Genomic DNA, 12723 nt, shown 5'->3' on the forward strand with positions numbered 1-12723 from the left:
AGTTAATAATGCCGTCACACAGAAGCGGGCGGACCGATGCTTGGATCAACCCACGGCACCCTCACCACCGACGCCCGCCGGGCCCGGGTCATCGCCTGCGGCGACGGGCGGACCGGCCCCGCCGTCCACGGGCGGGCGGCCGACGTGGACGACCTCGACGTCAGCGGCCGCCCGCTGTACGCCGACGTCCCCGATCTGGACCGCTTCTTCCGCCCCGGATCCGTCGCCGTGATCGGCGCCTCGGACACCGAGGGGCGCCCGAACACCGGCGTCACACGGCAGCTGATCCGCTGGGCCGAGCGGGTCGGCGCGCGGCTGCACCCGGTGCACCCCACCCGCCCGTCCGTCTTCGGCCTGCCCTGCGTCCCCTGCGTCGCCGGCCTGCCCGAACAGGTCGACCTCGCCGTACTGCTGGTCGCCGACCCCCTCCCGGTCGTCGAGGAACTCGCCGAGGCCAAGGTCAGGTTCGCGGTGGCCTTCGCGTCCGGTTTCGCGGAGACCGGCGAGGAGGGCGCCGCCGTGCAGGCCCGGCTCGGCGCCGCCGCCCGCCGCTCCGGGCTGCGCCTCCTCGGGCCGAACACCAATCTGAACGCCTTCGAGGACTTCCGCGAGGACCTCGACGGTCCGGCGATCGCGCTCATCACCCAGTCCGGCCACCAGGGCCGCCCCGTCTTCGCCCTCCAGGAACTCGGCATCCGGCTCTCCCACTGGGCCCCCACCGGCAACGAGGCCGACCTGGAGACCGCCGACTTCCTCTCCTACTTCGCCGAACGCCCCGAGGTCGGTGCCATCGCCGCGTATGTCGAGGGCCTGAAGGACGGCCGTTCCTTCCTCCTCGCCGCCGACCGGGCCGCCCGGCGCAAGGTGCCCGTCGTCGCCGTCAAGGTGGGCCGCACGGAGACCGGCGCCCGCACGGCCGCCTCCCACACAGGCAAGCTGACCGGCGCGGACGCGGTGGTGGACGCGGCGATGCGGCAGTACGGAGTGATCCGCGTCGACGGCCTCGACGAACTCCAGGACACCGCCGCCCTGCTGGCCCGCGCCCGGCCGCCGCGCGCCGACGGGGTGGTCGTCTACTCCATCTCGGGCGGCACCGGCGCGCACGTCGCCGACCTGGCGACCGCGGCGGGACTGCGGCTGCCGGAGCTGTCCGAGGCCCGGCAGGCCGAGCTGCACCAGTGGATACCGCCGTATCTGAGCGTGGCCAACCCCGTGGACAACGGCGGTCACCCGGTGGGGGACCGCCGTGGCCGGAAGATCATCGACGCGCTCCTCGCCGACCCGGAGGTCGGGGTGCTGATCTGCCCGGTCACCGGTCCGTTCCCGCCGCTGAGCGACCGGCTCGTGCGGGACCTGGTGGACGCGGCCGAGCAGACGGACAAGCTGGTGTGCGTGGTGTGGGGGTCGCCGGTCGGCACCGAGCCGGCGTACCGGGAGGTGCTGCTCGGGTCCTCGCGCGTGGCCACCTTCCGCACGGTCGCCAACTGCCTCACCGCGGTGCGCGCGTACCTCTCCCACCACCGCTTCGTCAGCGGCTACCGCTCCCCCTTCGACGACGCCCCGCGCACCCCCTCGCCGTCCTTCCGCAAGGCGCGCGAGCTGATGCGGCCGGGACAGCGGCTGAGCGAGCACGCGGCCAAGCAGTTGCTGCGGGCGTACGGGATCCGGGTGCCGCGCGAGCAGCTGGTGACCAGCGCGGCGGCGGCCGTACGGGCGGCGGGGCTGGTCGGCTATCCGGTGGTGATGAAGGCGTCCGGCGCCCAGCTCGCGCACAAGACCGAGCTGGGCCTGGTGAAGATCGGGCTGACCTCCGCCGCCCAGGTCCGCGACGCCTACCGCGAGTTGACCGACATCGCCCGCCACGAGGGGGTCTCCCTCGACGGCGTCCTGGTCTGCCAGATGGTCGAGCAGGGCGTCGAGATGGTCGTCGGCGTCACCCACGACGACCTCTTCGGCCCGACCGTGACGGTGGGGCTGGGCGGCGTCCTCGTGGAGGTCCTGCGCGACACCGTCGTCTGCGTGCCTCCCTTCGGCGAGGACCAGGCCCGGACCGCCCTCGCCGAACTCCGCGGCCGCCCCCTCCTCGACGGCGTACGCGGCCGCCCCCCGGCCGACCTGGACGCACTGGTCGAAGTCGTCCTCCGGGTCCAACGCATGGCCCTCGAACTGGGCCACGACCTCGCGGAACTCGACGTCAACCCCTTGGTGGTGCTGCCCCGGGGCCAGGGGGCGGTGGCACTGGACGCACTGGCGGTGTGCCGGTGAGGCCGCCGCCCACCGGCCCGCCTCCCCGTCGACCACGACCCGCGCGGCACCGCCGTACGCGTGGTCCGGCACCCGACCGACCGCGGCGGGCGGGCGCGCCGGTCACCCGACGAAACGGAGCCCGAGCATGCCCGGACCCAGGATCCGCGTCACGACCGAGAACGGCGTCACCCACCTCACCCTCGACCGCCCCGAGGCCCTGGGGGCCCTCACCCCGGACATGCGCGACCAGTTGATCGCGCTGCTCACCGAGGCCTCCGCCGACCCCGGGGTGCGGGTCGTCGTCCTCGGGGGGACCGGGCGCGGCTTCTGTGCGGGGGCCGATCTGCGGGGTGGGGCGGTGGGTGGGGAGCGGGTCGCCGGGGATGTGGCCCGGACGCTTCGCCTGGGCGCACAGCGGCTGATCGGTGCCGTGCTCGACTGCGAGAAACCCGTGATCGCCGCCGTGAACGGGACGGCGGCGGGCCTCGGCGCCCATCTGGCGTTCGCCTGCGACCTCGTACTTGCCGCGGAGTCCGCCAGGTTCATCGAGGTGTTCGTCCGCCGCGGCCTGGTGCCGGACGGCGGCGGCGCGTATCTGCTGCCGCGGCTGATCGGGCCGCAGCGGGCGAAGGAGCTGATGTTCTTCGGCGACGCGCTGACGGCCGCCGACGCCGAACGCCTCGGCCTGGTCAACCGCGTCGTACCGGACGGTGAGTTGGGCAGGACGGCCGCGGAGTGGGCGGCCCGCCTCGCCGTCGCGCCCACCCGCGCCCTCGCCCTCACCAAGCAGCTGATCAACGCCTCCCTGGACACCGACCGCCCCACCGCCTTCGCCGCCGAGGCATCCGCCCAGGAGATCAACATGACGACGGAGGACGCCAGGGAGGGCCTGACGAGCTTCACGGAACGCAGAAAGCCGACCTACCGGGGACGCTGACCGGGCACCCCTCAGTCCCGGCCCCGGCTCCCGCTCCGTACCGCCGTCGCGGGGCTTCCTATCTGACGGTACGTCAGTTTCAATGGGGGTGTGATGGGACAAGCAGGGACGGCCGAAGCCGCCGTCAGGTATCTCAGGGCGGCCGGGGCCCGCGGTCCCGTGGAGGCGCTGCCGCGGCCGGAGTTGCGGTGTGTGCGGGACGGTGAGCGGGCGCCCGTCGACCAGCGGGAGTTCCGTCGCGTCCTCGGGAGCTTCGCGACCGGCGTCACCGTCGTCACCGCGCCCGCGGCCGACGGCCCCGCCGGTTTCGCCTGCCAGTCCTTCTCCTCCCTCTCCCTCGACCCGCCCCTCGTCGCCTTCATGGTCGGCCGTACGTCGACGACCTGGCCGCGCGTCGCCCGCGCCGGGGTCTTCTGCGTGAACGTGCTGAGCGCCGGGCAGGGCGAGCTGTGCCGGGGGTTCGCGGTGAGCGGCGCCGACAAGTTCGCCGGGGTCGCCCACGACCCCGCGCCCCTCTCGGGCTCCCCCCGCCTCGCCGGCACCCTCGCCTGGATCGACTGCACGATCCACGCGGTGCACACGGGCGGGGACCACCTCATCGTGGTGGGACGGGTGGACGCGCTGGGGGCGGGAAGCGGCGAGGGCGGGGCTCCGCTGCTGTTCCACAACGGGCGATTTCTCTGAGGCCCGAGGCCTGAGCGGGCGAAGTCTCCGAGGCCTAGGGGATGGCCAGCTCGGCCCAGATGGTCTTCCCGGACGAGGTGTACCGCGTGCCCCAGCGCTGGGACACCTGCGCGACAAGGAACAGGCCCCGGCCCCCCTCCTCGTCCCGGCGCGCTCGCCGCAGGTGAGGTGCGGTGTGCACCTTGTCGGAGACCTCGCACAGCAGGCAGCGGTCCCTGATCAGCCTCAGCAGGACCGGCCCGGTGGCGTACCGGATGCTGTTGGTGACCAGTTCGCTCACCACGAGCGCGGCGTTGAACGACAGGTCGGACAGGCCCCAGGTCTCCAGCTGGCGCTCGGTGACCGTGCGGGCGTGTGCCACCAAGGCCGGGTCGGACGGCAGCTCCAGGTCCGCCACACGGTCGGACTCGAGCCGCCGGGTGCGCACGAGCAGCAGTGTGGCGTCGTCCGCCTGCGGCCCGGGCGGCAGGGCCGACAGCGCCCGGTCGCACAGCTCCTCCAGCGGGCACCGCTGCCAGGTGAGCACATGGGCAAGGCGGTCGATCCCGGTGTCGATGTCGGTGTGCCGGTCCTCCACGACACCGTCGGTGAAGAACGCCACGACGCTGCCGCCGGCCAGGCTCAGCTCCACGTTCTCGTAGGGCAGGCTGCCCAGTCCCAGGGGCGGTCCCGGCGCCAGCGCCGACAGGGCGACCGAGCCGCCCGCGTCGGAAACGATCGGCGGGGGATGGCCCGCGCTCGCCCAGACGCAGCGGCCCCCGACCGGGTCGTAGATCGCGTACAGGCACGTCACCCCGAGCCCCTCGGCGCTCGCCCCGTCGTCCGCGCGGTGTTCCGATTCCTGTGCCACCAGGCCGTCCAGCCGGGTGAGCAGCTCGGCCGGGTCCAGGTCCAGCAGGGCCAGGGTCCGTACGGTGGCGCGCAACCGGCCCATGGTCGCGGCCGCGTGCACGCCGTGGCCGACCACGTCGCCGACCGTCAGGCCCACTCTGGCGCCGGACAACGGGATCAGGTCGAACCAGTCGCCGCCCACACCCACGCGGCTGTCGGCGGGCAGATAGCGGTACGCCACCTCTACCGCGCTCTGCTCGGGCAGGTGCTGTGGCAGCAGGCTGCGCTGCAGAACCAGGGCCGCCGCATGCTGGCTGGTGTAACGGCGGGCGTTGTCGATGCCGACCGCCGCTCGCTCGGCCAGCTCCACGGCGAGGGTCTGTTCCTCCGGCCCGAAGGGGTCGGGGTTGCTGCTGCGCCGGAAGGTGGCAAGGCCCAGGACCGCGTCGCGGGTGAGCAACGGGACGAAGAGGCACGAGTGCGCGGCTGCCCGTCCCCTCCCGTCCGGAGCCTCGGGCGGGTCGGACGGGTCGGACGGGTCGGACGGGAAGTCGTCGACGACGGGGCGGCTGGTCGCCAGACTCAGTGCCTGCGGTGACGACGGTGGGTAGGAGACGGCGCTGGTCCGGAAGTCCTCCGGGGTCCGGCCGTGCATCCGCAGCAGATTGTGCCCCGGCGCCGACCCCGTCGGCGGCTGCCGCCCCTCGATGACCGCCGGCGGCAGGTCCACCAGCACCTCGTCGGCCAGCTGCGGCACCGCCACGTCGGCGAGTTCCGCGGCCGTGCGACGCACGTCCAGCGAGGCGCCGATGCGCTTTCCCGCCCGCACCAGCAGCGACAGCCGTTCCTGGGCCCGGTAGCGGTCGGTGATGTCCAGCGACTCCTCGAACAGCCCGAGCGGTTCGCCCCGGGCGTCCACCAGCCGGTGGTACGAGCAGGACCAGACGTGCTCGCGCACCGGGTCGGCGGGGGCACGACCGCGATAGTGCATGCCCATGATCGGCTCCCCCGTGGCCATCACGTGCTCCATCACCTGGTCCTCGTCCGGGGAGTGATGGCGGGAGATGAACTCGCCTTCGGGAAAGAGGTCCTCCGCCGGCCTGCCGATGTACTGGGCGATCCCCGCGAGCTCCATGTCGGTGGAGGCGTTCCCCCACACGACGCGCTTGTCGGTGTCGAAGATCGTCAGGCCGACGGAGGACTCGGTGGCCAGTCCCTGCAGCATGGCCAGCTGCGCCTCCCAGCCGCGCAGCGCCTCCAGATCGGCCGCGACCACCACCGTCGCGGCGACGCCCCGGTTCGCGAGCGGGCTGAAGGTCACGGCCGCGCGCAGCGCACGTCCGTCAAGGCAACGAAGGTCCAGGACGGCGCTGCGGGGCTTGTGCGCCCCGCAGAGCGCGGACAGCCGCTGCCCGGGGGTCGCCGCCAGCAGCCGGGCGGCCGGCAGGCCGAGGACATCCTCGGGGCGGTGCCCCAGAAGGCGCTGGGCCGAGGACGCCCAGCCGGAAACCAGGCCGTCGGCGTCGAGCACGGCGACGGCGGCCTTGGAGAGGTCCAGAGGGCTGTGGAAATCGACGTTGGCCGCATTCGGAAAACGATCCATCACACCGCTTCCCTCCGTGCACCCTCAGCATCCCGTGCCGCGGGACGGACGACAACCGCACGGGCGGTCACCGGCCCACACCTGACGGCCGCCGACGGTTTCACGGAAGGCCCGGCACCGCGGCCGGGCGATCACGTCGCCGGCCTCGGTCGCCTTCAGAGAGCGCGGCCCCGGCGGATCACCAGCGCCATCAGCGCCGCCGCCGCGCACAGCGCCCCGGAGGCGTACCACATCACGTCGTACGAGCCGAACACGTCGCGCGCGACTCCGCCCGCGAAGGCCACCGCCGCCGCGCCGACCTGGTGCGAGGCCAGTACCCAGCCGAACACGATCGCGCTGTCCTCGCCGTAGTGCTCCCGGCACAGCGCCATCGTGGGCGGCACGGTGGCGACCCAGTCGAGTCCGTAGAAGACGATGAAGAAGATCATCGGCGGATGCACGCTGGGCGCCAGCAGCATCGGCAGGAACAGCAGGGAGACGCCGCGCAGCGCGTAGTACACCGCCAGCAGCCGCCGCGCGTCGAACCGGTCGGTGAACCAGCCGGAGGCCACCGTGCCGACGACGTCGAACACCCCGATCACCGCCAGCAGCGAGGCCGCCGCGGTGATCGGCATGCCGTGGTCGTGCGCGGCCGGCACGAAGTGGGTCTGGATGAGTCCGTTCGTGGAGGCGCCGCAGATCGCGAACGTCCCGGCCAGCAGCCAGAAGGGCCCCGTCCGGACGGCGGAGAAAAGTACTCCCACCGCCCGCCGCGCCGCCCCCGGCACGGGCGCCGGCTTCGGCACGAACTCCTTCGCGCCGTACGGCTTCAGGCCCACGTCCGCCGGGTGGTCCCGCAGCAGCAGCCACACGAAGGGGACCACCGCGAGGGCGGCGAGCGACACCGTGACGGCGGCCGGCCGCCAGTCGTGGGTCTCCACGATCCAGGACAGCACCGGCAGGAAGATCAGCTGCCCGGAGGCCGAGGCGGCGGTGAGGATGCCGGTGACAAGGCCGCGCCGCTCGGTGAACCAGCGGTTGGTCACGGTCGCCGCGAAGGCCAGCGCCATCGACCCGCTGCCGAGACCGACCAGCAGGCCCCAGCACAGCAGCAGCTGCCAGGCCGCCGTCATCCACACCGTCGCGCCCGAGCCGATCGCGATCACGGTCAGCGCGCCCGCGACGACCCGCCGGATGCCGAAGCGGTCCATCAGCGCGGCGGCGAAGGGCGCGGTCAGGCCGTACAGGGCGAGGTTGACGGAGACCGCCGCGCCGATCGTGCCGCGCGACCAGCCGAACTCCTGGTGCAGTGGGTCGATCAGCAGCCCCGGCAGGGAGCGGAAGGCGGCCGCGCCGATGATCGTCACAAAGGCGACAGCGGCGACGAACCACGCACGGTGGATGCGCGGACGCATCGGCTCCGGCTTCCTCGCGACGACTGCGGCTTCACTTGTCTGGGTCACGACATAGAGCTTCAGGCCCTGGATCCATACGATCGAGTGGCCCGAAGGACAGCATTCGTTAGGATCGGGCCATGGATACGGCCGCTGTCCCCTTCCGTCCCCACCGTGTCGTCGTCCTCGTCCTCGACGGCGTGCTCCCCTTCGAGCTCGGCATCCCGCACCGCATCTTCGGGCGCCCCAAGGATTCCCAGGGCCGGCACCTGTACGAGGTCGTCACCTGCTCGGTCCGGCCACCGGGCACCGTAGACACCGACGCCGACTTCGCCCTCCACATCGGCCACGGCCCCGCGACCCTCGCCACCGCGGACACGGTGATCATCCCGGCGTCGTACGAGCTCGGCCCGGTCCAGGAGAAGGGCGTCCTCACCGACGAGCTGGCCGCCGCCCTCGCCCACATCTGCCCCGGCACCCGCCTCGCCTCCATCTGCACCGGCGTGTACGTCGTCGCCGCCGCCGGCTACCTCGACGGCCGCCCGGCGACCACGCACTGGGCCGACGCCGACCGCCTGCAGCGGCTCTTCCCGCGCGTCAGGGTCGACCCGGGGGTCCTGTTCATCGACGACGGCGACGTCCTGACCTCGGCGGGCGTCGCCGCCGGCATCGACCTGTGCCTGCACATGGTGCGCCGCGACCACGGCACGGCGGTCGCCAACGAGGTCGCCCGGCACACCGTCGTACCCCCGCATCGCGACGGCGGCCAGGCGCAGTACATCGAGCGGCCGCTGCCCGACCCGCAGCAGGCCTCCACCACCACCGCCCGCGCGTGGGCGCTCGGCCGGCTGCACGAGCCGATCCAGCTGCGCGACATGGCCGAGCAGGTGGCCATGTCGGTACGCACCTTCACGCGCCGGTTCCGCGAGGAGGTCGGCGTCAGCCCCGGCCAGTGGCTCACCCAGCAGCGCGTCGAACGCGCCCGCCACCTCCTGGAGTCCACCGGACTCTCCGTCGACCAGGTGGCCCACGACGCGGGCTTCGGCACGGCCCAGTCGATGCGGCAGCACCTCCAGGCGGCGCTCGGCGTGACACCGACGGCGTACCGGCGGACGTTCCGCACGGAGGCAAGCAGCGCCGTCAGAAGGTGAGCACCGCCCGTGCCACCCGCCCCGCCTCCGCGTCGGCCCGCGCCTTGCCGAAGTCCTCGACCGGGTACGTCTCGCTGACCAGTTCGTCGAGGAGGAGGCGGCCCTGCCGGTACAGCTCGGCGTACAGGGCGATGTCCCGCTGGGGACGCGAGGAGCCGTAACGGCAGCCGAGGACGGACTGACCATCATCGGCTCGCCCCTGCCCGAAGGCGCCGTCGTCAGCCTGCGCGATCCCGCCGGCTGCGTCCCCGGAGACCACTCGAGTCATCGAACTGCGTATGGCGGACCCGCCGTCGGTGCCGTACACGGGCGCGGAGTCGGGCGCTGAGACATCGGCAACGCACCTCCAGCAACCACGCACAACACGAACGATCGATCCACAAGCGCGACCCGATTGCCCCTGATTCACCCTACCTTCCCCTCCGTAGACGGAAGTTCACGGTGGCGAACCAGAAGGCCCACCGATAGCGTCTTTGCTCTTGATGGAACCCATGTCTCACGGGGAGCTCACTGTGAAGCGCCGCCCTTTGCCCGTCGCCGCCGCGCTCGCCGCGACAGCAGCCCTGCTACTGACCGCCTGCGGCAGCGGGGACGACAAGTCCAGGGACAACGACAAGATCGCGGGTGCCGATCAAGGTGACCCTGCGCAGTCCACTTCACCGAGCCCGTCTGCTGCGACGGCAGCGGACCGGCCCAGGGTTGAGCTCCCATCTGACGTGAAGGACGTCTACGAGGAGTGGGAGACCGGCGACCAGGCCAAGGACGCGGTCCTGGCTGACGCTGCCCGACGTATCGACGTCACCAACGATGCCATCCTGCGCGGCGACACTGATGCGCTTGGGCTCACCTTTTACTACAAGGACAAGGCGTTGGCAGACGCCGTGGAATGGGTTCAGGCGTATTTGGACGCGAACCTGTCCTTCACCGGCACCACGCGCTACTACGCCCCGCAGGTGACGGTTTCTGGAGAGCAGTCCGCGACCCTCGTCTACTGCGCGGATGAGAGCAAGGGATTCAACAAAAACCGTAAGACCGGCAAGGTCGACCGGACGCCGTCGGATGAAAGCCCCTATGTGATGTACAACACGCGCCTGGAGAAGAGCAAGCAGGGTGTGTGGCAAACCACAAACCTGATCTCGAAGCGGGGGGACAAGACATGTGCTGGATGACGCATCGGCGGAGATTATTGACCTGTGGTGCGGTCGCTGCGCTTGCTGTCTTGGCTCTGCCCCACACTGCCTCTGCGTACGGCCCGGGAGACGGGCAGGGGGCCGTCGAGTCCGATGTCTCAGGCGACGCCGACGGCAAGGGCATTCTGTCGGCCACAGCCGGTGCGGTGGTTTTCGACCGTTCAAAGAACGGATCTGGGCAGTCTGCGGGCCCAGTGACCTCCGCAGGCAACAACTGGACACCGCCTGCCTGCTACTACGCCCCGAAATACAGCCCAACCCAACTCAAGGCGCATCTGGAGCCGATCTGGGATGCCGGCTCAACGGGATATGGGTGGGACGCCGAGCAGCGTGACCGGTACGTCAACGGCAAGCCGTACAAGGACTTCAACAAGGACAAGACCGGCGAGGGTTACTGGTGGGACTCGTACGTCACGCCAGGTCGCGCGGGCGATCCGGGCGCGCTCGACTGCACAAAGGACATCTTCTGGGTCGACACGAATGACGACCCGCCCGCCGATATCCCGCAAGCGGTCACGCCCCAGATCCTGGCAGAGCTCGCGTACAACGAGATCCGCGTCCCCGGCACCAAGGTGACCCTGGCACCCGAGGGCACGACCAAGGTGAACCTGCCGACCTGGGCCTGGCTGGACGGCGCCGAATTCAAGCCGGTATCGGTCACCGCTTCCGTGCCCCTACTGAACATCGAGGCGACCACGACCGCGAAACCGATCTCCCTGAAGATCGAGCCGGGCACGGAGGATTCGGAGACCTACCCAGCCTCCGGTGTGTGCGAGATCAACAACGGCAAGATCGGTGAACCCTACGCCGAAGGCAAATCCGAAGAGACTCCGCCCTGCGGCGTGAGGTACCTGCGTTCCTCCGGCAACGGCCCCTACCCACTCATTGCCTCGGTCACCTGGAAGCTCTCCTGGACCGGCACCGGCGTCAACGACGCACAGGACCTCCCGGACGGCGAGTTTGGCGCCGAACAGAACGTGATCGTCCAGGAAATCCAGACCGTCAACCGGTGATCATAGAGCCGCCACACCACACGCACAGGGAGGGGCATCAGTGGCAGACCCGGACCTGACGGTCGACTACGACTTCCTCGCGGACTCCGAGCGACAACTTAGCCAACTCAAAAGAACTTTCAGGGATATCGAGAACCGTCGCGACGACATGCGCCAGCACTGGGGCTCCGGCGCGATAGCTGATGCCATGGGCGATTTCGTCGATAACTGGAATGACTACCGCACCAAGCTCATTGAGGGAATCGAGTCGGTCGGCCAGCAAGTAGCCGGCACCAAGAAGGCGTTCGAGGAACTCGACCATGAGCTGAGCAAGCGCGATGAAAAGAAGCAGAAGAAGTGACACCGTCCAAGCGCCGCCCGATCGATTGGCAGCCGCTATGCGATTCCGACCCGGTACCCGGTGATCCAGAGGAGATCCGCGCCGAGGTCCGCCACATGGTGTCGGTTGCCAAGAAGCTCAGGGACCAGGCCAAGAACCTCCAGGCCATCAGCAACGAGGACCAACTCAAGGGCAAATACGTCAAGACCCTGCGTGAGGAATCCTCCACGCTAGAGAAACATATGCGGGAGGTGGCCAGTCGTTACGAGCGCGTTCACGGCCATCTCACCACCTGGGCCAATGAGTTGGAGGATTTCCAGTCCGACGCCGACAACGTACTGCGCCGGACCAAGGAGAAGCAGGATGAGATTGAGGCCGAGAAAGCGAAGGAGTCCGCCTCCGGCGACAAGAACACTCCGAATCCGTCCGTCAGCGAAACAGACCATGATCCCCTGCAAACATACCGGAATCAGCTGAACACTATCACCAGCGAGCGCGACACCCGCGCCAACCACCACGAGGGCAAGATCAGGGACGAGATCGATGACATCATTGAGGACTCGTGGTGGGACAACGTTAAGGGCTGGGCCCATGACAATGCGGACCTGATTAAGGCCTTCATCGATGTTCTCGGCTGGGTGGCGACGGCGGCAGCCTTCCTGGCGCTGCTCATACCCGGCCTGAACATGCTCGTTCTGGGCATCGCGATACTCGCAGTCGGACTCAGACTCCTTCTGGTGGCATCCGGCGATGCCACCTGGACGGATGTCATCTTCGACGTCGTGGGTGCGCTGCTCGTGGTGGGTGGCCTCGGGGCCGCCGCGAAGCTTGCCAGCGGCGCCAAGGCCACCGTGGGCGCTGCTCAGGCCGCCCGGACCGTCGGCCTGAGCAGAGGGCTCGGCGGCGTCAAGGGTGTCATGGACGACATGGGGCGGGTGATGGCCAAACTGCCGGAAGGGCAGGGCCGGCAGGCCATCGGCGGGGCCCGTAACGCCATGCGGAAGTCCATCTCCCAGAACACCGGCCTGGTGGCCAAGGGGCCGCTGAGGGTCAGCCCGCTGTCGACGTGGGCGCACCTCGGCGACAAGGAGATGGCTGGCATGGCGAAGATGTTGAAGGCGAACAAGGCCGTCTTCCCGGAGGCCGCAGGAGCCGCCGCGGACAAGGCATACAGGTCTTATCGAGCGGGCCTCGGCGTCGCCTGGACCGGCATGGGGATGGACGTCATGGACAAGTCGCTGGGCAAGAGCGACCTGACAAGCTATACACACGAAAAGTTGGGCACCGGCGAGAAGCCGTACAACGCGCCGTACTCCGACTGGAAGGACAACACCCTCAAGCCCGCCCCCGACACCCACTGGTAGCGAGAAGGAAC

10 protein-coding genes and 1 pseudogene are annotated in these 12723 nt (G+C 70.3%); 8 read left to right on the forward strand and 3 right to left on the reverse strand.

The annotated features are described in order from the left end of the window. The first annotated feature begins 36 nt into the window (after positions 1 to 36). From ACFV6X_RS08165 to ACFV6X_RS08175, 3 genes are all read left to right on the forward strand, one after another. A complete protein-coding gene (locus ACFV6X_RS08165) occupies positions 37 to 2265 on the forward strand; it encodes an acetate--CoA ligase family protein (protein WP_385379355.1) in 2229 nt (742 codons plus the stop codon). Between the two features lie 127 nt (positions 2266 to 2392). Continuing rightward, complete coding sequence (locus tag ACFV6X_RS08170) at positions 2393 to 3184, forward strand: enoyl-CoA hydratase/isomerase family protein (protein ID WP_385379358.1); 792 nt, start codon at positions 2393 to 2395, stop codon at positions 3182 to 3184. Positions 3185 to 3277: 93 nt separating this feature from the next. Beyond that, positions 3278 to 3868, forward strand: coding sequence for a flavin reductase family protein (locus ACFV6X_RS08175; RefSeq protein ID WP_385379361.1), 591 nt, complete (start codon positions 3278 to 3280; stop codon positions 3866 to 3868). 34 nt (positions 3869 to 3902) lie between these two features. Here the strand turns inward: ACFV6X_RS08175 and ACFV6X_RS08180 are convergent, their stop codons facing one another. Beyond that, the gene (locus tag ACFV6X_RS08180; protein ID WP_385379364.1) at positions 3903 to 6302 is read right to left on the reverse strand and encodes a SpoIIE family protein phosphatase; all 2400 of its coding nucleotides are present in this window, start codon (positions 6300 to 6302) and stop codon (positions 3903 to 3905) included. A gap of 155 nt (positions 6303 to 6457) precedes the next feature. Then, on the reverse strand, positions 6458 to 7744 hold the full coding sequence (locus ACFV6X_RS08185) for an MFS transporter (RefSeq protein WP_385379367.1): 1287 nt from the start codon (positions 7742 to 7744) through the stop codon (positions 6458 to 6460). 71 nt (positions 7745 to 7815) lie between these two features. Between ACFV6X_RS08185 and ACFV6X_RS08190 the strand changes: the two genes are divergently transcribed. Beyond that, positions 7816 to 8826: a GlxA family transcriptional regulator gene (locus tag ACFV6X_RS08190; RefSeq protein ID WP_385379370.1), complete on the forward strand. Its 1011-nt coding sequence runs from the start codon at positions 7816 to 7818 to the stop codon at positions 8824 to 8826. On the opposite strand, the pseudogene ACFV6X_RS08195 reads toward ACFV6X_RS08190, so the two are convergent. Then, a pseudogene (locus ACFV6X_RS08195) lies at positions 8816 to 9007 on the reverse strand (Zn-dependent alcohol dehydrogenase); the annotation flags it as partial. The gene ACFV6X_RS08190 and the pseudogene ACFV6X_RS08195 sit on opposite strands and share 11 nt — an antisense overlap. Before the next feature lie 331 nt (positions 9008 to 9338). On the opposite strand from ACFV6X_RS08195, the gene ACFV6X_RS08200 reads away from it, so the two are divergent. From ACFV6X_RS08200 to ACFV6X_RS08215, 4 genes are read left to right on the forward strand one after another with little or no spacing between them, the layout of a single operon-like run. After that, positions 9339 to 9995, forward strand: a complete 657-nt coding sequence (locus ACFV6X_RS08200) for a hypothetical protein (protein ID WP_385379373.1) — start codon at positions 9339 to 9341, stop codon at positions 9993 to 9995. Next, the gene (locus ACFV6X_RS08205; RefSeq protein ID WP_385379924.1) at positions 9992 to 11029 is read left to right on the forward strand and encodes a hypothetical protein; all 1038 of its coding nucleotides are present in this window, start codon (positions 9992 to 9994) and stop codon (positions 11027 to 11029) included. Before ACFV6X_RS08200 ends, ACFV6X_RS08205 begins: the two co-directional genes overlap by 4 nt. A 40-nt stretch (positions 11030 to 11069) precedes the next feature. After that, the gene (locus ACFV6X_RS08210; protein WP_385379376.1) at positions 11070 to 11369 is read left to right on the forward strand and encodes a hypothetical protein; all 300 of its coding nucleotides are present in this window, start codon (positions 11070 to 11072) and stop codon (positions 11367 to 11369) included. Continuing rightward, entirely contained in the window at positions 11366 to 12712 is a 1347-nt protein-coding gene (locus ACFV6X_RS08215; RefSeq protein WP_385379379.1) for a hypothetical protein, read from the forward strand. The genes ACFV6X_RS08210 and ACFV6X_RS08215 overlap by 4 nt, the downstream gene beginning before the upstream one ends. Positions 12713 to 12723 lie beyond the last annotated feature (11 nt).

Source organism: Streptomyces sp. NPDC059861, assembly GCF_042731435.1.
Classification (GTDB): domain Bacteria; phylum Actinomycetota; class Actinomycetes; order Streptomycetales; family Streptomycetaceae; genus Streptomyces.

What these genes read in the sequence shown, in the direction of transcription:
- ACFV6X_RS08205 (WP_385379924.1), top strand. Translation starts at nt 9,992, where the DNA reads ATGACGCATCGGCGGAGATTATTGACCTGTGGTGCGGTCGCTGCGCTT.
- ACFV6X_RS08175 (WP_385379361.1), top strand. Translation starts at nt 3,278, where the DNA reads ATGGGACAAGCAGGGACGGCCGAAGCCGCCGTCAGGTATCTCAGGGCG.
- ACFV6X_RS08190 (WP_385379370.1), top strand. Translation starts at nt 7,816, where the DNA reads ATGGATACGGCCGCTGTCCCCTTCCGTCCCCACCGTGTCGTCGTCCTC.
- ACFV6X_RS08180 (WP_385379364.1), bottom strand. Translation starts at nt 6,302, where the DNA reads ATGGATCGTTTTCCGAATGCGGCCAACGTCGATTTCCACAGCCCTCTG.
- ACFV6X_RS08165 (WP_385379355.1), top strand. Translation starts at nt 37, where the DNA reads ATGCTTGGATCAACCCACGGCACCCTCACCACCGACGCCCGCCGGGCC.
- ACFV6X_RS08170 (WP_385379358.1), top strand. Translation starts at nt 2,393, where the DNA reads ATGCCCGGACCCAGGATCCGCGTCACGACCGAGAACGGCGTCACCCAC.